This window comes from Azospirillum rugosum (genome assembly GCF_017876155.1).
Classification (GTDB): Bacteria; Pseudomonadota; Alphaproteobacteria; order Azospirillales; family Azospirillaceae; genus Azospirillum; species Azospirillum rugosum.
This window is the reverse complement of record NZ_JAGINP010000015.1, coordinates 122396-142022: the sequence shown is the minus strand read 5'-3', so window position 1 is coordinate 142022 and position 19627 is coordinate 122396. Positions and strand designations below refer to the sequence as shown.

At 67.7% G+C, this 19627-nt stretch carries 18 protein-coding genes; 11 read left to right on the top strand and 7 right to left on the bottom strand.

What is annotated here, in order from left to right:
* The first annotated feature begins 206 nt into the window (after window positions 1–206).
* The 9 genes from J2851_RS20505 to groL all read left to right on the top strand — a co-directional run bounded on the left by J2851_RS20505 (window position 207) and on the right by groL (window position 8009).
* Entirely contained in the window at window positions 207–671 is a 465-nt protein-coding gene (locus J2851_RS20505) for an Hsp20 family protein (protein ID WP_425514313.1), read from the top strand.
* A gap of 104 nt (window positions 672–775) precedes the next feature.
* The gene (locus J2851_RS20500) at window positions 776–1294 is read left to right on the top strand and encodes an Hsp20/alpha crystallin family protein (protein WP_209768520.1); all 519 of its coding nucleotides are present in this window, start codon (window positions 776–778) and stop codon (window positions 1292–1294) included.
* A gap of 80 nt (window positions 1295–1374) precedes the next feature.
* The gene (locus tag J2851_RS20495; RefSeq protein WP_209768519.1) at window positions 1375–2175 is read left to right on the top strand and encodes an NADH dehydrogenase ubiquinone Fe-S protein 4; all 801 of its coding nucleotides are present in this window, start codon (window positions 1375–1377) and stop codon (window positions 2173–2175) included.
* A gap of 12 nt (window positions 2176–2187) precedes the next feature.
* Window positions 2188–2544: a hypothetical protein gene (locus J2851_RS20490; RefSeq protein ID WP_209768518.1), complete on the top strand. Its 357-nt coding sequence runs from the start codon at window positions 2188–2190 to the stop codon at window positions 2542–2544.
* Between the two features lie 22 nt (window positions 2545–2566).
* On the top strand, window positions 2567–4429 hold the full coding sequence (gene ftsH, locus J2851_RS20485; RefSeq protein ID WP_209768517.1) for an ATP-dependent zinc metalloprotease FtsH: 1863 nt from the start codon (window positions 2567–2569) through the stop codon (window positions 4427–4429).
* Window positions 4430–4484: 55 nt separating this feature from the next.
* Window positions 4485–4859 (top strand): SPW repeat protein, encoded by a 375-nt coding sequence (locus tag J2851_RS20480; RefSeq protein WP_209768515.1) that lies wholly within the window; start codon window positions 4485–4487, stop codon window positions 4857–4859.
* Window positions 4860–4945: 86 nt separating this feature from the next.
* Window positions 4946–6019: a Do family serine endopeptidase gene (locus J2851_RS20475; protein ID WP_209768514.1), complete on the top strand. Its 1074-nt coding sequence runs from the start codon at window positions 4946–4948 to the stop codon at window positions 6017–6019.
* A gap of 25 nt (window positions 6020–6044) precedes the next feature.
* On the top strand, window positions 6045–6335 hold the full coding sequence (gene groES / locus J2851_RS20470; protein WP_209768512.1) for a co-chaperone GroES: 291 nt from the start codon (window positions 6045–6047) through the stop codon (window positions 6333–6335).
* Between the two features lie 39 nt (window positions 6336–6374).
* Window positions 6375–8009: a chaperonin GroEL gene (gene groL / locus J2851_RS20465; protein WP_209768510.1), complete on the top strand. Its 1635-nt coding sequence runs from the start codon at window positions 6375–6377 to the stop codon at window positions 8007–8009.
* 65 nt (window positions 8010–8074) lie between these two features.
* On the opposite strand, the gene J2851_RS20460 is transcribed toward groL, so the two are convergent.
* The 4 genes from J2851_RS20460 to J2851_RS20445 all read right to left on the bottom strand — a co-directional run bounded on the left by J2851_RS20460 (window position 8075) and on the right by J2851_RS20445 (window position 11276).
* On the bottom strand, window positions 8075–8299 hold the full coding sequence (locus J2851_RS20460; RefSeq protein WP_209768509.1) for a hypothetical protein: 225 nt from the start codon (window positions 8297–8299) through the stop codon (window positions 8075–8077).
* An 88-nt stretch (window positions 8300–8387) separates the two neighbouring features.
* The gene (locus tag J2851_RS20455) at window positions 8388–10088 is read right to left on the bottom strand and encodes an ATP-binding response regulator (RefSeq protein WP_246500804.1); all 1701 of its coding nucleotides are present in this window, start codon (window positions 10086–10088) and stop codon (window positions 8388–8390) included.
* Window positions 10089–10422: 334 nt separating this feature from the next.
* The gene (locus J2851_RS20450) at window positions 10423–10671 is read right to left on the bottom strand and encodes a DUF2934 domain-containing protein (RefSeq protein ID WP_209768506.1); all 249 of its coding nucleotides are present in this window, start codon (window positions 10669–10671) and stop codon (window positions 10423–10425) included.
* Window positions 10672–10772: 101 nt separating this feature from the next.
* Entirely contained in the window at window positions 10773–11276 is a 504-nt protein-coding gene (locus J2851_RS20445) for a hypothetical protein (protein WP_209768505.1), read from the bottom strand.
* 494 nt (window positions 11277–11770) lie between these two features.
* Between J2851_RS20445 and J2851_RS20440 the strand changes: the two genes are divergently transcribed.
* Together J2851_RS20440 and J2851_RS20435 are read left to right on the top strand one after the other, a co-directional pair.
* The gene (locus J2851_RS20440; protein WP_209768504.1) at window positions 11771–12865 is read left to right on the top strand and encodes a glycosyltransferase family 4 protein; all 1095 of its coding nucleotides are present in this window, start codon (window positions 11771–11773) and stop codon (window positions 12863–12865) included.
* 57 nt (window positions 12866–12922) lie between these two features.
* Window positions 12923–15130 (top strand): amylo-alpha-1,6-glucosidase, encoded by a 2208-nt coding sequence (locus J2851_RS20435; RefSeq protein WP_209768503.1) that lies wholly within the window; start codon window positions 12923–12925, stop codon window positions 15128–15130.
* 69 nt (window positions 15131–15199) lie between these two features.
* On the opposite strand, the gene J2851_RS20430 is transcribed toward J2851_RS20435, so the two are convergent.
* From J2851_RS20430 to J2851_RS20420, 3 genes are all read right to left on the bottom strand, one after another.
* Window positions 15200–15886, bottom strand: a complete 687-nt coding sequence (locus J2851_RS20430; RefSeq protein ID WP_246500803.1) for a carbonic anhydrase — start codon at window positions 15884–15886, stop codon at window positions 15200–15202.
* Between the two features lie 642 nt (window positions 15887–16528).
* Window positions 16529–17473: a recombinase family protein gene (locus J2851_RS20425; RefSeq protein ID WP_209768501.1), complete on the bottom strand. Its 945-nt coding sequence runs from the start codon at window positions 17471–17473 to the stop codon at window positions 16529–16531.
* 659 nt (window positions 17474–18132) lie between these two features.
* Window positions 18133–19212, bottom strand: a complete 1080-nt coding sequence (locus J2851_RS20420; RefSeq protein WP_209768499.1) for a hypothetical protein — start codon at window positions 19210–19212, stop codon at window positions 18133–18135.
* Window positions 19213–19627 lie beyond the last annotated feature (415 nt).

The window sequence follows — 19627 nt, the reverse complement described above, 5'->3', positions numbered from 1 at the left end:
CTTTCGTCCTGCACCGGCAACTCATCGGCCGGAGGTCGCCCGCCAACATCCTACTTTTGTGAGCTTTCATCCTCCTCTTGACGCGCAAACAGGTTTGCTTAGATCCAACGTCGTCAGGGGCTCTCTGTGGGACCTGACACCGTCAACGCGCCCTGCCAGGGCGCGCTCGTATCCATGTTGCTCTTGAGGAGGATGTGGCTATGGGCATGATCGACTTCACACCGCTGTTCCGATCGACCGTTGGTTTCGATCGGCTGTCCGACCTGCTCGACGACGCCATGCGCTACGAGCCGGCGGACAACTACCCGCCCTACAACATCGAGAAGACCGGCGAGGACGCCTACCGCATCACCATGGCGGTGGCCGGCTTCGCGCCCGAGGACATCTCCATCACCGCGCAGCCCAACCTGCTGGTGGTCGCCGGCCGCAAGCCGGGGCGTGACCATGTCCAGTACCTGCACCACGGTCTTGCCATGCGTGCTTTCGAGCGCCGGTTCGAGCTGGCCGACTATGTCCAGGTGAAGGGTGCCAATCTGGAGAACGGGCTGCTGTCCGTCGAGCTCGCCCGTGAGCTGCCGGAGATGATGAAGCCGCGGACCATCCAGATCGGCGGCGCCTCGCAGCCCACGACCATCGAGGCCCAGCCGTCCGGCTCCCAGAAGGCCGCGTGATCGCCTGACGAAAAGGCGGTCGCCGGCCCGTTGCGGCGGGCCGGCGCCGTCGTGCGCCAATGCCTCAACGAAAGGAGCGGTCACGATCAAGAAAGGAGGATGACATGAGCGTGCGTGATCTCATTCCCTGGGGCCGCGAGCGGACCCCCAGCGTGCGGGGTGGCGAGGTCATGGACCCCTTCCTGTCCCTGCAGCGCGAAATGAACCGCCTGTTCGACGACGTGTTCCGCGGCCTCGAAGGCCGCCTGCCGTCGGTCGCATTCGGAGGTTCGGGATTTGGCGGCACCGGCTTTGGCGGCTGGCCGCACACCGATGTCGTCGAGACCGACAAGGAGTACCGGGTGACGGCGGAACTGCCCGGCCTGGAGGACAAGGACATCGACCTCACCTTCCAGGACGGCGTGCTGACCCTGAAGGGCGAAAAGAAGGTGGAGCACGAAGGCGACGGCGCACGCTACAGCGAGCGCTATCACGGCCGCTTCCAGCGATCCATCGCCGTGGGCCCGGACGTGGATGAGGGCAAGGTCAGCGCCTCGTTCAAGAACGGCGTCCTCACGGTCGTGCTGCCCAAGTCGCCCGAGGTGGAGGGCAAGGTCAAGCGCATTCCGGTGAACGCGAAGTAAGACGGCAATCGTCCATCAGCGCGCCGCCCGTCCGGTCCGGCGGACGGCGCGCCGGCATCGTCCGGGTCAGGGAGGATGTCATGTGGCTGGAGAAGAACCAGGGTGAGTCGAACCTTCCGTCATTGAATCCACTGGGTTGGTCCGTTGCCCCCGCGCCGGCCATGCCCTGGGCACGGCCGCTGACCGCCAACGACCGTGCTCCGGCGTCCCCATCACCCCCCCTTCCGCCGGATACGACGGCCATCATCCGCAAGCCTGGACGCACCGTGATGACGTCCGGCAAGGCCCGCGCGCATGATTGGGTGCTGAGCTTCCAGCCCTGCTCGGCCCAGTTCATCGAGCCGCTCATGGGCTGGTGCGGCGGCGGCGATCCCCTGCGCCATGTCGAACTGCGCTTCCCCACCCGGGAGGCGGCGGAACGCTTCGCGGTACGTCATGGCATCCCCTACGAAGTCGATCATGCGCCGCCCGACCGGCGTGTGGGTGTTGAGCAAGTAGGCCCCCCGACCGTGCTGTGGTCCGACTGGATGCTGGACTGCCTCGATCCGGTCCGCGGTGGCGGCCTGCGGTGGACGGCCGCGGAGGTGGAGCGGGCCATCCTCGATCCCTCGCGCGTGTTCCACGATCCGCAAGATGTGGTGTTCCATCCGGCGCTGACGCGCACGGAAAAGCGCTGCATCCTGACCTCCTGGGAATGGGACGCGCTGCGCATCGAAGCGACCCGGGACGAGTCCTGGCTGGACGGCGAGCCGTCGCGCCTGGAGGAGGTGCGGGCGGCCCTGCGCGCGCTCGACGCGGGTTCGATGCCTCCGGCTGCCGCCAACACCAATGTCGTCCCGGCTCCCGAAGAGTCCGCTCCCGACGGAGCCAGGGTCGCGTGAGGGAGGCCGGCCATGTGGATGCCCGACCCCTGGGATTGGCGCGGGTGGAAAGGCCCCGAGGACGACAAGCCCCTCAGCCGCAATGAGGAGCATCTGATCCGCTGGGGCCTCACCGTGGCCTTTTGCCTGTTCGTCGCCTCTCTTTACCCCGCCGAGCTGATGCCCATGCTGGGCGTGCTTTTGCTCATGGGGGCCATCGCGGCCGCCACCGCCGCGGAGCTGCGCGAAGAGCCCGTCTTCGCAGCGCACTTCACCCTGTGGGACGAAGCGGCGGCTTCGGCCGCTCTTGGTCTTCTGGCTTTGCTCGCCCCCTCGTTGCGGCCGGGACTGGTGGTGGCGCGACTCCTCGCGGGCGGCGCCGTGAGCTGAGACATCGGACGTTGGAGGCGCCATGGACAAGAAGACCCAGTTCAACATCTGGTTCGTGATCGCCGCCTTCTTCGGTGTGCTGGCCTTTCAGCACGCCTGGAACACCGCGCGCACCGTCGCCCCCATCCCCTACAGCCAGTTCCAGCAACTCGTGCGCGAGGACAAGGTCGCCGAAGTGGTGGTCACCGAGAACCACATCCAGGGCCGGCTGAAGGAGCCGCTGCCCAACGGCCAGTCCCACGTCATCACCCGCAAGGTGGAGCCGCCGGTTCTGGCACAGGAACTGGCCGCGGAAGGCGTCACGGTGATCGGTGCCACCGAGGAGACGCTCATCGGCCGGGTGCTGTCCTGGGTGCTCCCGGTCCTGCTGTTCTTCGGGCTGTGGGCGTTGCTGATGCGCCGCTTCGCCAACTCCGGCCTCGGCGGCGGCTTCATGCAGATCGGCAAGAGCAAGGCCAAGATCTACGTCGAGACCGACACCAAGGTGACCTTCGACGATGTGGCCGGCATCGATGAGGCGAAGGAGGAGCTGCGCGAGATCGTCAGCTTTCTCAAAAACCCGGCGACCTACGGCCGGCTCGGCGCGCGCACACCCAAGGGCGTCCTGCTGGTTGGGCCACCCGGCACCGGCAAGACGCTGCTCGCTCGCGCGGTGGCCGGCGAGGCTGGCGTGCCCTTCTTCTCGATCAGCGGCTCGGAGTTCGTCGAGATGTTCGTCGGCGTGGGCGCCGCGCGCGTGCGCGACCTGTTCGAGCAGGCCCGGGCCAAGGCGCCGGCCATCATCTTCATCGACGAGCTGGACGCGCTGGGCCGCGCCCGCGGCGCCTATGTCGGCGGCCACGACGAGAAGGAGACCACGCTCAACCAGCTCCTGGTCGAGATGGACGGCTTCGACCCGCGCACCGGCCTCGTGCTGCTGGCCGCGACCAACCGGCCGGAGATCCTCGACTCCGCGCTGCTGCGCGCCGGGCGCTTCGACCGACAGGTCCTGGTGGACCGGCCGGACAAGGCGGGGCGGGTCGCGATCCTGCGCGTGCACCTGAAGAAAACCAAGGTCGCCACCGAAGTGGACGTGGAGCGGCTGGCTGCCCTGACGCCCGGCTTCAGCGGCGCCGACCTCGCCAACCTGGTGAACGAGGCGGCGATCATCGCGACACGCCGCGGCGGCGAGACGGTGACCATGGCCGACTTCACCGCCGCGGTGGAGCGCATCGTCGCCGGGCTGGAGCGCCGCAACCGCCTGCTCAACCCGTTCGAGCGCAAGGTGGTGGCGTATCATGAAATGGGCCACGCGCTGGTCGCCATGTCGCTGGCCGGCACCGATCCCGTGCACAAGGTGTCGATCATCCCGCGCGGCGTCGGCGCGCTTGGCTACACCATCCAGCGGCCGACCGAGGACCGCTTCCTGATGACCCGCGAGGAGCTGGAAAACAAGATGGCCGTGCTGCTCGGCGGCCGGGCGGCGGAGCACATCGTGTTCGGCCATCTCTCCACCGGCGCCGCCGACGACCTCGCCAAGGTCACGGACATCGCGCGCGGCATGGTGGTGCGGTACGGCATGTCGGATGGCTTGGGGCACGTCGCCTACGAGACGGACCGCTCCTCTCCCCTGCTCGGGCCGGTTCCCGGCGGCGGCATGGTGGAGCGTCGCTACAGCGACGAGACGGCGCGCGACATCGACCGCGCGGTGCGCGGCATCGTGGACGCGGCCTTCGCCCGCGCCGTGGACATCCTGACGCGCCGCCGCGACGACCTGGAACGCACGGCCGCGCGGCTGCTGGAGAAGGAAACGCTGGACGAAGCCGACTTGCGGGCGCTGGTCGGCGATGTCCCCAACCCACCCGTTCCGTCCCGGTCGTCCACCCCTTCGGCGGTCGGGGCGTGATCCGGCCCCCGGTTCTGGATTTCAGGGGGCCGGGCATTATCGATGGAGGGAAGCTATGACCTACGCGACGTGGAAGGATAGGAAAGACAAGGGCATCGTTGACATGGTGAACCTGCTGCTCGGCGCCGCTCTGTTCCTCGGACCGTGGCTGTACGGCTTCATGGACCAGACGACGGCGGCGTGGAACGCCTGGATCACCGGAGCGGTGATGATCGTCCTGGCGGCGGCGGCGATCTTCTCCTTCGCCGAGTGGGAGGAATGGGTGAACCTCGTGGTCGGCCTGTGGGCGGTCGTGGCGCCCTGGGTCCTCGGCTTCGCCGGCCATACCTCGGCCATGTGGAGCCATGTGGTCGTGGGCTTGGCGGTGGCCGTGCTGTCGGCGGCCGTGGGCTGGTACTTCCACCGCAATCCGCCGCGGCTGACCGCGTGACGCCACCTGCCCGCCGGGTGCGTCCGACAATGCGGACGCGCCCGGCGTCAAAGCCGTTGAAGAAGGCCGTTGAAGGGAGTGCCGCCATGCTGCGATCCCTGTCCCGCTTCACCCTCCTGTTCGTTCTGCTCGCCTGCGCAACTCCGGCCACCGTGTCATCGCGCGTGTCCGCGCAGGAACTCTCCCTTCCCAGCCTCGCCCCGATGCTGAGCGCCGTCACACCCGGCGTGGTGAACATTGCGGTGCGCGGGCGCACGGAGATGGACAACCCGCTTCTGCGCGATCCCTTTTTCCGCCGTTTCTTCGACCTGCCGGAGCGTCTGCAGCGCGAGACCAGGGCCGCCGGGTCCGGGGTCATCGTGGACGCGCGCAACGGCTACATCCTCACCAACAACCACGTCGTCGAGAACGCCGAGGTGATCGAGGTGACGACCAAGGACAAGCGCCAGTTCCGCGCCAAGCTCCTGGGGCGGGACCCGCAGACGGAAATCGCCGTCCTGAAGATCGAGGCGAGCGGCCTGACCGCCGTGCCGCTGGGCGACAGCGACCGGCTGGAGGTCGGGGACTATGTCGTCGCCATCGGCAACCCCTTCGGCCTGGGCCAGACGGTGACCTCGGGGATCGTCAGCGCGCTCGGACGCAGCGGCCTCAGCGAGGGCTACGAGGACTTCATCCAGACCGACGCCTCGATCAACCCCGGCAACTCCGGCGGGGCGCTGGTCGATCTGCGCGGCCGACTGGTCGGCATCAACACGGCGATTCTCGCGCCCAGCGGCGGCAACATCGGCATCGGCTTCGCCGTGCCGATCAACATGGCCCGCCAAGTGATGGACCAGATCCTCCAGTACGGCGAGATCCGGCGCGGCCGCATCGGCGTCGCCGTCCAGGATCTGACGCCGGAGGTGGCTTCCGCGATGGGGGTGAAGGAGGTCGAAGGAGCCGTGGTCGCCCAGGTCGAGCAGGGTTCGCCGGCGGACCGCGCCGGAATACGCCGGGGCGATATCATCGTCGCCATCGACGGCAGTCCCGTCCGCAGCGCGACGCAAGTGCGCAACCGCGTCGGGCTGAAGCGGGTCGGCGACCGCGTGGAGCTGATGTTGCAGCGGAATGGAACCCAGCGCAGCGTCACCACACGCGTCGAACCCGCCGCAAGATCGTGAACCATGATCATAGGGAGGATCAACCATGCGATTCCGTCCGCTGCATGATCGTGTCGTGATCCGCCGCGTCGAGGAGGAAGCCCGGACCGCCGGCGGCATCCTCATTCCCGACACCGCCAAGGAAAAGCCGATGCAGGGCGACGTGGTGGCGGTCGGCCCCGGTGCCCGCGACGAGCAAGGCCGCCTGCAGCCGCTCGACGTCAAGCCGGGCGACCGCGTGCTGTTCGGCAAATGGGCGGGCACCGAGGTGAAGATCGAAGGTGAGGACTACGTGATCATGAAGGAGTCCGACATCATGGCGGTCATCACCGCCTGACCGTCCAAGCGACTGCACGAAGAAAGGGAGGATCGGACAATGGCTGCCAAAGAGGTCAAGTTCTCCACATCGGCGCGCGAGAAGATGCTGCGCGGGGTGGACATTCTGGCCGACGCGGTGAAGGTCACCCTCGGCCCCAAGGGGCGCAACGTCGTCATCGACAAGGCGTTCGGCGCCCCCCGCATCACCAAGGATGGGGTCACCGTCGCCAAGGAGATCGAGCTGCCCGACAAGTTCGAGAACATGGGCGCCCAGATGGTGCGCGAGGTGGCGAGCAAGACCAGCACCGAGGCCGGCGACGGCACCACCACCGCGACCGTGCTCGCCCAGGCCATGGTGCGCGAGGGGGCGAAGGCGGTGGCCGCCGGCGTGAACCCGATGGACCTGAAGCGCGGTATTGATCTGGCCGTGGACGCGGTGGTCGCCGACCTCAAGGCGCGAGCCCGGATGATCACGACCAACGAGGAGATCGCCCAGGTCGGCACCATCTCGGCCAACGGCGACCGCGAGATCGGCGATATGCTGGCCCAGGCGATGCAGCGGGTCGGCAACGAGGGCGTCATCACGGTCGAGGAGGCCAAAAGCCTGGGCACCGAGCTCGACGTCGTCGAAGGCATGCAGTTCGACCGCGGCTATCTGTCGCCCTACTTCGTCACCAACCCCGACAAGATGATCGCCGAGCTGGAGGACGCCTACATCCTGCTGCACGAGAAAAAGCTGTCGGGCTTGCAGGCCCTGCTGCCGGTTCTCGAGCAGGTCGTGCAGTCCGGCAAGCCGCTGCTGATCGTCGCCGAGGACGTCGAGGGCGAGGCCCTGGCGACGCTCGTCGTCAACAAGCTGCGCGGTGGTCTGAAGGTCGCCGCCGTGAAGGCCCCGGGCTTCGGCGATCGTCGCAAGGCGATGCTGGAGGACATCGCCGTGCTGACCGGCGGTCAGGTCATCTCCGAGGAGCTTGGCATCAAGCTGGAAAGCGTCACCATCGACATGCTCGGCCGGGCCAAGCGCGTCCGCATCGAAAAGGAGAACACCACCATCATCGACGGCGCCGGGCGCAAGGAGGACATTCAGGCCCGCACCGCGCAGATCCGCGCGCAGATCGAGGAGACCACCTCCGACTACGATCGCGAGAAGCTGCAGGAGCGGCTGGCGAAGCTGGCCGGCGGCGTGGCGGTCGTGCGGGTCGGCGGCGCCACCGAGGTCGAGGTGAAGGAGCGCAAGGACCGGGTCGAGGACGCCATGCACGCCACCCGGGCGGCGGTCGAGGAAGGCATCCTGCCCGGCGGCGGCGCCGCCCTCCTCTACGCCACCCAGGCGCTGCAATCGGTCAAACCGGAAAACGACGACCAGCGGATCGGCGTCGACATCGTCCGTCGCGCCCTCCAGGCGCCGGTGCGTCAGATCGCGACCAACGCCGGGGTGGACGGCTCGATCGTGGTCGGCAAGCTGCTGGACCGGGGTGAGGCGCACTGGGGTTATGATGCCCAGAGTGACCAGTACGGTGACATGTTCGCCTTCGGCATCGTCGATCCCACCAAGGTCGTGCGCGTCGCGTTGCAAGACGCGGCCTCCGTGGCCGGCCTGCTGATCACGACGGAGGCGATGATCGCGGAGAAGCCCAAGAAGGAGCCGGCCCCGGCCGTCCCCGGCGCCGGCATGGGGGACATGGAGTTCTAACCCTGACTTCGGCGGTGAGGAGCGGCTGGTCGCAGGAGGCCAGCCGCTCCGCAGTGGGGGGCCCCCTACTGGTCCTGCAAGAGGATGGCCCGCTCGGCGGCCTGTGCCGCCTCCCGCGTGCCGGCCCATCCCGTGATGGTGCGGCGGTCGCCGTCGTGCACCGCCTCCCAGGCCCAATCTTCCGGCGGCTCGGCGGCATGGAAGACCTCCGCGCGCCACGTTCCAAGCCGCGTCCAAGCGCCCCCACTCGCAAGGCCGCTGGGATTGAGGATCGGTTGCCACACAGCCATCGTGCGTTTCCTGGTCTGCCCGGTTACGGCCTCAGGCGGTCGCGACCATGTGCTGGTGTGGCCCGGCCGGCCTGAAGGGCTGGTGCGATTACGGTGCAGAACATGGTGATGAGACGGAGCCGACCGGCTTGCTCGCGAATGCCGCTTCGATGGCGGCACGCAGCTTGTCCGGCATGAACGGCTTGTGCAGAAGGTGGCAGCCGCTCGCCGTCATGGCGAGAAGGCGGCCCAGCTCGGTGTCGCCACTCAGGATGATCCCTGGCATCACCGACCCGACCCGTGCCCGCACGGCGTCGATAAGGTCAAGGCCGGTGAAGCCACCGGGAAGCCGGTAGTCGGTGAGCAGCAGATCGGGCGTGAGCCCGGCCGTTACCGCGGCAAGCGCCTCGTCGCCGGACTCGTAGGAGGCGACCAGATAGCCCCAATCGGACAGGCAGCTCTCGAGCCCCACGCGGATGATCGCCTCGTCCTCCACGAGCAGAATGTGCCGCCCTGGAAGTGTGGTGGGCCGCTCTGAGACACAGGGGTTCTCGGCATGGTCCGTCCGAAGCGGCGCCTCGGATGTGGCCATCGGCAAGGTAATGGCGAAACACGATCCCTTGCCGACGCGCGAGCGAACGGAAATCGTTCCGCCGAGTGCCTCGATCAGGCGCTTGCTGATGGCCAACCCGAGGCCGAGCCCTTCGTGCGGATTGCGGGCGTGATCACCGACCTGGGCGAAATCCTCGAACATGCGGTCGATGTCGCCGGCCTTGATGCCGATGCCCGTGTCCCAGACCTCAAGTCGCACGGCTTGTTCTTGCCGCCGCGCGCCGAAGACGATCCGGCCCTGGCGGGTGTAGCGGATCGCGTTCGACAGGAGGTTGCGGCAGATGCGCTCCAGCATGACGGGATCGGCGCTGCCGATCATGCCGGACGGCAGCGTCGTCAGACGGAGCCCCTTCTGCTCGGCCAGCGGCGCGAATTCGTTGTGCAGCCGCCGCATCATCGGAGCGAGTGGGACCGGTGCCATGGCGGGCTTGAGCACGCCGGCGTCCAGGCGCGACATGTCCAGCAAGCTGTCGAGCATGGCGGCCAGCGCACCAACGGAGCCCATCATCTGGCCGACAACGTCGCGCGCGGATGGGTCCAAAGCGTGGCGGGCGAGCCGATCCACCAGAAGCAGCAGCGCCTGCACCGGCTGGCGTAGATCATGGCTGGTGGCCGCCAGGAAGCGCTCCTTGGTGCGCAGCGCAACCCGCAGTTCCCGTTCCAGCTTCTTGCGTTGGCTCACGTCGAGGATGGTGACGAGCACGTCACCGGCTTCCGCGCGCGGCAGATGCACCCGACGGCAATCGGTCCGGCCGTCGATCACCCCCGCGGCTCCGGTGTAGGCAAACTCGCGCGCGGTCCACTCGTCGCCGCGCCGCAACCGCCCCAATGCCGTGAAGAAACGGGAATGGTCGTCGGGGTGCACCAGGAGTGTGATGGGATAGCCGCGGAGTCGGTCATCGGGAAGGCCGAACAGGCGTTCCGCCGCCGGATTGGCCTCGCCGATGATGCCGCGCTCGGTGAGCGTGAAGCAGGCCAGCGGAAGCGACCGGAACAGCTCCAGGTACTGCAGCCGCGAGGCCTCCAGTTCCTGTTCGGCCTCGATCAGCTCCTGGTTCTGGATCTCCAATTCCGCTTGATAGATCAGCAATTCCTGGAGCAGTTCGTCGGCGCTCTTGCCCGTCGTATCGACGAGCGAGCGTTGCGCTACGAGCAGTTCTTCGGCACGCCGGCGAAGGTTTTTCTGCTTTTCACGCATGAGGCCTCTATCCGTTGCGCGCATCGCCGGTTCTCCGGAACGATCTACATTAGGAAGCAAAGGCCGAACCGATCAATCGGCTATTCGGACGTGAGCATAGCCATTATGGCCGAGCGCTCCGACATCGCGCGCCGCCTCTGAGCGGGCGGGGCCACGCGGCGTGTGGGGCGCCGCGCGCTCGGCGTGTGCTGCGTGCGACGACTGGGCTGGCAGGATGGTGCCATCAAGGCAACGATCCACAGCGGCGGCGCCCAGAAGAAGGGCGCCGGACCGATCAGCCAGCCCACGGTGGCCAATTGAAGCAAAGCGCCCCCGTCACGCACGGCTCTCTCCATCAGGCCGCGCGTTGCGCCAAGTGGCACCAATGGCGGCGCCCCCAGCTCGGCATGGATGACCGGGCCTTGACCGGAGCAAACCCGCCGGCATGGCCCCCCATCACGGGACGTCTGGACAGCTGACCCTCGGCCTGAAGTTCCCGTAGAGCCTGGAACCAATGAGCATCCGCCCGGCCCTCCGGACGCCCTTCGCGCTCCCAAATCAGGTAGGCACGTTCCCGGATCAGGCGGTCACGATCCCTCTCCATCGCTTCCTCCATCGGCGATGCAAAAAGGTTGCGCTTGGTGCGAAACCACACAGGGGCGCACTGGAAATACGGTCCCTCGCGCCCCTGTGCGGCACGACGGCTCAGTGCACGCGGGCGATGTCCGGCCGTTCCGCCTCGCCCGGCTCGACCCGTCCGTCCTCCGGGCCGCGCAGGGCGGCGAGCAGGTCTTCCGCACAAGGCGGCCCGCCCAGGCACGCGGTCAGGTGACCGAGCAGGCCATGCACCACCTCCCCGGCCAGAAGGCCGGCCGGTACCGGCCCGTTCGCCGCCATGATGAAGGAGACGGCCTCGTCCAGAATGGCCGTGGCGACCCGGCGGTTGCGGGTCAAGGAGGGTTGCGGAAGGGCTTGAGCCGGACGGTCGGCTCCGCCGAACCGGCGTTGGCGGAGGTGCTGGGCAAGCACATGGTCGCGGATGCCGTCGTCCAGCGCGCACAGGCTGGCAAAGTCGTCCCTGTCCCGCACCGCCGAGCGGATGCCGCGCAGGGCGGACAGGATCGCGGCGGCGGTGTCCTCGCGGCTGGTCTGCCGCGCCGCGTTGGCGACCGCGAAATTGACGAGATGAAGATGGATGGGAAGGGTCATGGCCGCACCTCCTTCCGGACGGTGGGCCGAAGCGAGGCAGGCGTCGTCAAAACGGGCTCTGGCAGCTGGCAAGCGGCGCCAAAGCAGCGGAACAGTGTCCTGCGCATGGCATCCTCCGTAGAGCGAGACCTTGGCGAACACCGCGCCCATCGACGGGATCGGGCGCGGATCGCACCGATGCGTCGCCGGACCTCGGCATGAAGCGTCCGGCATGAGTCGATGTAGTCAAGAGAGATTGGGCGTCAAGTGGTGCGGTGCCTTTCTGGCACGCTCCCAGATACCACCGCGCATAGGCCCAATAGAGCGTTAAACTGCGTTGTGCCGCCAGATGTTCCCGATATTTTTGTAATGGAGACAGCTCCGGACTGTGCACGCCCGCCTCTTGTCTCCGCAAGAGGCTCGCCTATCTATGCCTCGCCCGGAGCTGCCGCCCGCCCCGGGGGTGCCGGGTTTTTCTTCATTGCCGATGCTTGCTTGAACGAGGAGTGTTGCTGATGAAGATCGCTCAGATCGCACCGCTCATCGAACGCGTCCCGCCCCGCTTCTATGGGGGGACCGAGCGCATCGTGTCCTACCTGACCGAGGAACTGGTCCGGCAGGGGCACGAGGTCACGCTCTTCGCGAGCGGCGATTCCGTCACATCGGCCAAACTGGTTCCCTGCTCCGACGCGGCACTGCGCTTGAACCAGCACGTCCACGACCCGCTGCCCCATCTCACCATCATGCTGGACGAGGTCCGCCTGCGGGCCGACGAGTTCGACGTCCTTCACTTCCACATCGATTACCTGCATTTCCCCCTGTTCCGGGACATGGCGGAGCGCACCGTGACGACGCTGCACGGCCGCCTCGACCTGCCCGACCTGCCGCCGCTGTACCGGAAGTTCCCCGACCTGCCGCTGGTGTCCATCTCCGACGCCCAGCGCCGCCCGATGCCGCCGGTCAACTGGGCGGGCACGGTGCACCACGGCCTTCCCACCGACCTGCTGCCCTTCACCGCCACGCCGGAGGGCGGCTATCTCGCCTTCCTCGGCCGCATCTCGCCGGAGAAGCGGCCCGATCGCGCCATCGAGATTGCCCGGCGCACCGGCGTGCCGCTGAAGATCGCGGCTAAGGTCGACACGGCCGACCAGGATTACTGGGTGAGAGTGGTCGAGCCGATGATCCGCAACACGCCCAACGTGGAGTTCGTCGGCGAGATCAACGAGGCGCAGAAGGCACGCTTTCTCGGCAACGCGCGGGCTCTGCTGTTCCCGATCGACTGGCCGGAGCCGTTCGGTCTGGTCATGATCGAGGCCATGGCCTGCGGCACCCCGGTGATCGCCTTCCGCGGCGGCTCGGTGCCGGAGGTCATCGACCATGGGGTGAGCGGTTTTATCGTCGATGACCTGGACGAGGCGGTCGCCGCCCTCGACCACCTCGACGACCTCGACCGCGCCGATGTCCGCCGTCAGTTCGAGGAACGCTTCACAGTCGAGCGCATGGCGCGTGACTATGTCGAGATTTACCGCAGCCTCGGTGACCACCGCGTGCTGCCGCTGCCGCCGCGCCCGACCGGCAACCGCAACGTCGCCTTGCGCGAAGCCGCCTGATCCACGCGGGCGCGGGCGACAGGACCCGCGCCCGTCCGATTCACCGGGTGAAAGCATATGCAGGACGGTAACGCTCTTCCCCTCTCCACGCCGCGGCCCGATCCGGTCGGCGTGGGCCTGCCCCAATTCTACATCCCCGCCACGGCATCGCTGCAGGAGCGCCGGCCGCGAACGCTCAAGCACGGCGACACCTTCGCCGTCTTCGACCACAACGGTGACATCCTCTCCGGCGCGGGCAGTCCGGAAGGCCTGTTCCACCGGGACACCCGTCACCTATCGCATCTCGACCTGACGCTTGGCGGCGTCCGGCCGATGCTGCTCAGCTCAACGCTGCGCGACGACAACGCGGTCCTGACCTGCGACCTGACAAACCCCGACCTCTTCCAGGGCGAGCGCATGGTCCTGGAACGCGACCTGATCCACATCCGGCGCTCCAAGTTCCTCTGGGACCGCTGCTGTTACGAGCGGCTGGCGATCCGCAACTTCTCGGACCAGCGGCAGCGCCTGCGCCTGGAACTCCGCTTTGCCGCCGACTTCGCCGACCTGTTCGAGGTCCGCGGCGCCGTGCGTCCGCAACGCGGGGCGCTTCACGTCGCCGAAATCGGGGCGGACACGGTGCTGCTGGCCTACACCGGCCTGGACGGCGCCCGCCGCGCCACGCGGCTGCGCTTCGATCCGGCACCGGCCAGCCTGACGGCCGACACCGCGGTCTTCGACCTGGACCTGCCGCGGCGTCGCCGGTGCTCGGTGCACGTCGAGGTCACCTGTACGGAGGAGGCTCCACAACAACCTGTCCGTAAAGCGTTCATGCTGGCGATCCGTGACGCGCGCCGGGCGCTGCGGCGGTCGTCATCGCGCGCGGCCTCGGTCGCCACCTCGAACGAGATCTTCAACGAGGCGGTGCGCCGTTCCGTCGCCGACCTCTACATGCTGATGACCGACAAGGCGGGCGGACCATACCCGTACGCCGGCATTCCGTGGTTCAGCACCGCGTTCGGGCGCGATGCCATCATCACCGCCTACCTGATGCTCTGGATGGACCCGGAGGTGGCGCGCGGGGTGCTGTGGTACCTGGCCGAGCATCAGGCCATGGCGGAGGACCCCGCCGCCGACGCCGAGCCCGGCAAGATCTTGCACGAGGTGCGCGCCGGCGAGATGGCCGAACTGGGCGAGGTGCCGTTCCGCCGCTACTACGGCAGCGTCGATTCGACACCGCTCTTTGTGATGCTGGCCGGCGCTTATCTGGAGCGCACGGGCGATCTCGCCACGGTCCGCGCGCTGTGGCCGAACATCGCCGCGGCGCTGGCTTGGATCGACCACTATGGCGACCGCGACGGCGACGGCTTCGTCGAGTACGGCCGCAAAACGGAGGAAGGGCTGGCCAATCAAGGCTGGAAGGACAGTCACGACTCCATCTTCCACGCCGACGGCGGCCTTGCTACCGGTCCAATCGCGCTCTGTGAGGTGCAGGGCTACGTCTACGCGGCGAAACGGGCCGCGGCGGCCATCGCCGCCCACCTTGGCGATCTGGAACGACAGGGAACGCTGGAGCGCGAGGCCGAAACATTGCGAGAGCGTTTCGAGAACGCCTTCTGGTGCGAGGACCTCGGCACTTACGCTCTGGCCCTCGATGGCGAAAAGCGGGCGTGCCGTGTACGGTCGTCGAACGCCGGCCATGCTCTGTTCTGCGGGATCGCCGCCCCCGAACGGGCGGAGCGTGTCGCACGACACCTGATGGATACCCCCTCCTTCTCCGGCTGGGGCGTGCGAACCATCGCCAACACCGAGGCGCGCTACAACCCGATGTCCTACCACAACGGCTCGGTCTGGCCGCACGACAACGCGCTGATCGCGTTGGGCCTGTCGCGCTACGGGCACAAGGACGCGGTGACGCGGCTCTTCGAGGGCCTGTTCGCCGCCTCGGAGTACATGGATCTGCGGCGATTGCCGGAGTTGTTCTGCGGTTTTCCCCGGCGACGCGGCAACGGCCCGACCGCTTATCCGGTGGCCTGCTCCCCGCAGGCTTGGGCGGCGGCAACGCCTCTGGCGCTGCTCCAGGCCTCGCTGGGGCTTGGTTTCGACCCCTGGCAGGGCCGCGTCCGGCTTGACCGCCCGTACCTTCCCGGCTTTCTCGACGAGGTTTGTCTGCGCCAAGTGCAACTGAACGGCGCCAGCATCGATCTGCTGATCCGGCGCTATGGAAACCAAGTCGTGGCCAGCGTGCCGGTTCGCACCGGCGACGTGTCCGTGGTCACCATCAGCTGAGGTTATGGCTCTCCCCCGATCCCCCCGGGTGAAGCTCGCCGCAACGTGGGGCGCCGATGATGGATACACCTATTCGACCGGCCGGAAGGTCGCGGTTTGCGGGTCAATCGCCCAGAGATCGCCCGTCTCGAGGTCAAACCACCAGCCGTGGAGTTGCAAAGTGCCGGCTTCCACCCGGTCGCGGACGAAGGGGAACGTCATCAGGTTATCGACCGACGTTTGCACCGCGGCGCGCTCCACCACCGCGGGCCGCTGCAGCAACCGCTCCAAGTCCGCATTTGCGTCGGAAGGAGAAACGTAGGGGGCGAGTGCCGCGCTGGCAATCGACACCCAGGGCGCTACGAAGTCGTTGCCGTCGGGATTGCCGGCGCGCAGGCGGATCAGTCCCTGGATGCCGCCGCAGAAGGCGTGGCCCAGCACGATGACGTGCCCGACGTTCAGGACGCGGACAGCGTACTCAATGGCCGCCGAGGTGCCATGGTAGGCGCCGTCGGGCTGGTAGGGCGGCACGAGGTTGGCGACGTTGCGCACCACGAACAACTCGCCAGGTTCCGCCTGCGTCAGCAGAGCCGGATCAACGCGGCTGTCGGAACAGCCGATCATCAGCACCTGGGGCTTCTGCCCCTCCTCCACCAATTGGCGCATACTGTCGGGCCGGCGTTCGTAGTAGCGGGCGCGGAATCCCTTGATGCCGGCCAGAAGCTGGCGAATGGTTGGGTCGTGCGCGGCTCTGAGCATTCGACGTTGGCCCTGCATGTCAGCGGCCTGCGCGACGTTGGGCCGCTGTGGTTAAGCCGATGTGCCGAGCACCGATTTGCTCCAACGCGCGCCGGTGTTCAAGACGGCGTTTGGAGAGTATTCGGGATGTTGGTCGCCGACGTCGGTGGTACCACGATTCCCAAAAACGACGGGCATGCGGCGGACACGAAACCATGCTCCGCCGTTGTGCGGAAGAAAGCCCCTGTTGCTGGCCGACGTGGTGCTCCTGCGGTGTGCGCCCGAACCTGCCGACCGCTGTGCGGCCAGCCTGCATGGCCCGACTTGGGTGTGAATCAGCGCAGTCCCATGACCCTCTGCCAGCAAGGGGTCATCCGTCGCAAGCTCTTGATCCATTTAACCTCGGGTGAGCAGTTCCGGGGGTAGTCAGACGGTAACAAGAGGTCCTGAGCCGGCGCTGATTCTCAGGTCATGACCTGCATGCCCCGGCGTTAGTGGGATGGACACCCCGGTTCAAGCTCCGCCGAATGCGGACCGCGGCGCTTGCGCTGGAACGGGCCTGATCGGTTCTGACCGACTGGATGGACGTGACCCGCTCCCCGTGCTCGACCCCGAAGCCGATGCCGTGCGCCGAAGTCTCACCACGCGAGGAGCCGGATCACGGTGACCGGCGTGACGGCGCTACTCCACCGCGGGGCTGCCCTCCTGGTCGAGCAGACCTTGCTCGCGGGCGCGGTCGAGCAGCGCCTTGACGCTCGACGGCGCCCAGGTCCGGGCTCCGGTCTTGGTGAGCACGCCCTGGCGCTCCAGCTGCCGGCCGATGCGGGCGAGCGTCGGCTTGTCGCCGTCGGCGGCGTTGTGGATGGTCGCCACCAGCTCCACCAGGCGCTTGTCCTGCGCCACCGCCTTTTGGGAGCGGCGCGGCGCCGCCTTCAGCAGGGCGGGATCGGCCAAGCCGTCGGCGACCAGACGACGCACCGCGCGGATCAGCGCGTCGCGCGTCCACGGCGCCGGGTTGTCGCCCGGGCGCTTCTTCACCGCGCTGTTGAGGACGTCGACGACGCGGTCCCAGGGCTGGGCCGGCCGCAGGCGGCGCACGACGGGCAGGAACTCACTGGCGGCAGCGGCCACCCGCTCGCTCAGGCGATCGTCCCGCGCCCGGGCGACCCGCCGGCGGGCGAGCGGGTCTTTGGCGACCAGGCCGGGGTTGCCCGGCTGCTTGCCGATCGCCTTGGCCGTCCGCACGCCGGCCCGTGTCCGCTCGCGGATCAGCGAGCGTTCGAACTCCGCCACCGCGCCGAGGATCTGCAGGGAGAACTTGCCCTGCGGGCTGCCGGTGTCGATTGGGTCGCCGAGCGACTTGAAGGCGACGCCCTTGCGCTCCAGCGTGTCGATGACCTCGAGCAGGTGGGCGAGCGAGCGGGCCAGGCGGTCGATGCGCACCACCACCAGCGTGTCGCCCTTTTTGACCCGGGTCAGCACGGCCTTGAGCTGCGGGCGCTCGCGGTCGGCGCCCGAGGCGTTCTCGCGGAAGATCGCGCTGCAGCCGAACTTCTTGAGGTCGAGGATCTGCGCTTCGGTCGACTGGTCCTCGGTGGAGACGCGCGCGTAGCCGATGAGCGCCATGGGCCCTGCCTTTTCCTGTCCACGGGGCGTGGTCGGCCCTGAGTTCGCTCATGAAGCCGGACCACCGCGAAAGCCGTACCGCCACCCCCGGTCATTTTCAAGCCTTGCGCAGAGGCACAACCGGGCGGTTACGAACCAACGGAAAACATCGGCGCGCGAAAACGGCGCGGGCCGGACGGATGCCACCGGGCGCCCGAGCCCCGCGATGCCCGGCCGTCGACACTGAGATGGAAGAGGAGTGTAGCGCCATCCCGCACCCCCGAAAGGCGCAGAAAACCAGGATTCCTGCACGGTGGACGGGGCGTCCGCCAGTCAACCGTTTGCCTGACATCAGAAAAGGGATTTGCTGACCAACGCCCCGGCCAAGCCTTTGATATTCCTCAAAAGCGGCCGCCGAACGACGGCGAAACATGGCCAGTCAAGGGATGAGGGCAACTTCACAGCCGCTCCAGGGCGGAAGCCGCGCGAAGCCGGGATCCGCCCGGCAAGGACAGGCCGGAAGCGTCATCAACAGACGCCCGGTTCCGGCAGCGAATGCCGGCTTTGGTATCATTTTTGGCAAAGACCGGGGCCAAGGGGCGGTTCCGGTCGGTGCGGGCATGAAAAAAGGCCGGCCTCCATGGGAGGCCAGCCCCTTTCCCGGTCCGTCGCGGGTGGCGTTACGCGGCCGTTTGCGCCGCCTGGTCCGCCGCGTGGCCGTGAGCCTGGCCAATGTGGAGGTCGTCCAGGGTCTGCACGAAGTGGTCGACCGCGGAGGTCAGCTCCGTGGTCAGGGCCGGAGCCGTCGCGCCCTGGTCCGCACCCGGCTGATGGTCGTCGTGGGTGACGAGGCGATGCCATTCGGCGGCCGTGCCGTCGCTGGTCGTCGCGCCGTCCTGCTGGGCCAGTCGGTCGTGCCACAGATGGCCGTCCGCCATCTTGTGGCCGGCATCCGTGTCTTTGCCGGTGTTGTTCGTGCCGGCCTCATCCTTGGCCGTGTCGGCCTTGGCATCGGTGGCGGTGGTGTCCGTCGCCGAGCCCACGGACGCCTTCGCGTCGGTGCCCGCGGCCGTCTGCGTGGTGGTGCCGGTTTCGGTTCCGGTCCCCGCCGTGATCTTCGTCGCGGCGGTCGTGTCGGTCGCGGTGTGGTCCTGCTGGGCCAAGCGATCGTGCCAGAAGGTGCCCGTGCTGTTGGTCTGCGTGCTGTTGGTCTGGCCGCCGTTGGTGTGATCGCCGGCCTGATTGCCGGATTGCGCCGTGTGCTCCTGGCGCAGCACGGCGTGAACCTGCTGCAGCACCTCGCGGACGGCGCCGGCGGCCTCGCCGGTGGCTTCGGTCAGGGCCTTGACCAGCGGGCTGCCGCCCTGGCCCGTTCCTGCGCCGTGCCCCACCGTGCCGTGCCCCACCGTGCCGTGCCCCACCGTACCGTGCGGCGTCAGGTCGGTGCCGGCATCGTCGAGCGCCGTCTTCACCTCGGTGTAGGCGGCCTTCAGCTCAGTGAGGGCGCTGTCGGAAAGGGTGCCGTTCGGCAGCGAGGGGAAGGCGGGGGCGGTCGTGGAGCCGGACGTGGCGTGGGATCCGCCGGTGCCCTGGGGATGGGTGTCTTGGCCGTCGGTGGTCTGGGTCTTCGTCGGGGTCTGCGTATCCTGGGCCTTGAACTTGGCGACTGCGCTGTCGGACGTCGTCACGTCGGAGGCTGCGAAAATCGCGCCCTTCGAAATGATGGTCTTCAGCGTCTCAGTTGCGAAGTTGATAGCCATGAGATGTCTCCAAACATTTCAGCCGATTACCTGGGTACGAGTATCACCAGACTTGCCGGTGACATCGCTCGTTTCCGGAGTCATCACGCATGATGACTTGCGGCTCTCGTCGGCGGCTTTGTTCAAGCCGTCGGGAACCCTAAGCGCGGCTTTCGCGTTGAAAACACCGAAAAGTGCATCCGCCCCCCTTTTGCCACCGGTTGTGACGACGGATGGGATGAAAGCGGGGCATCCTTGGGGCTGCGGCCTTCGCAGTGCCTCCGGAACGCGCTTTCGAACGGAGCGCGGTGTACCACGAACGGGTCGGCACCCCGTCCGGATCTCAGCCATACGCTACCATACCACCTTCGAAAATTCGGAGTAGGGATACCGCCTGCCCTTGTCGGTCATGGCAACTATCCCAAAGACGTAAATG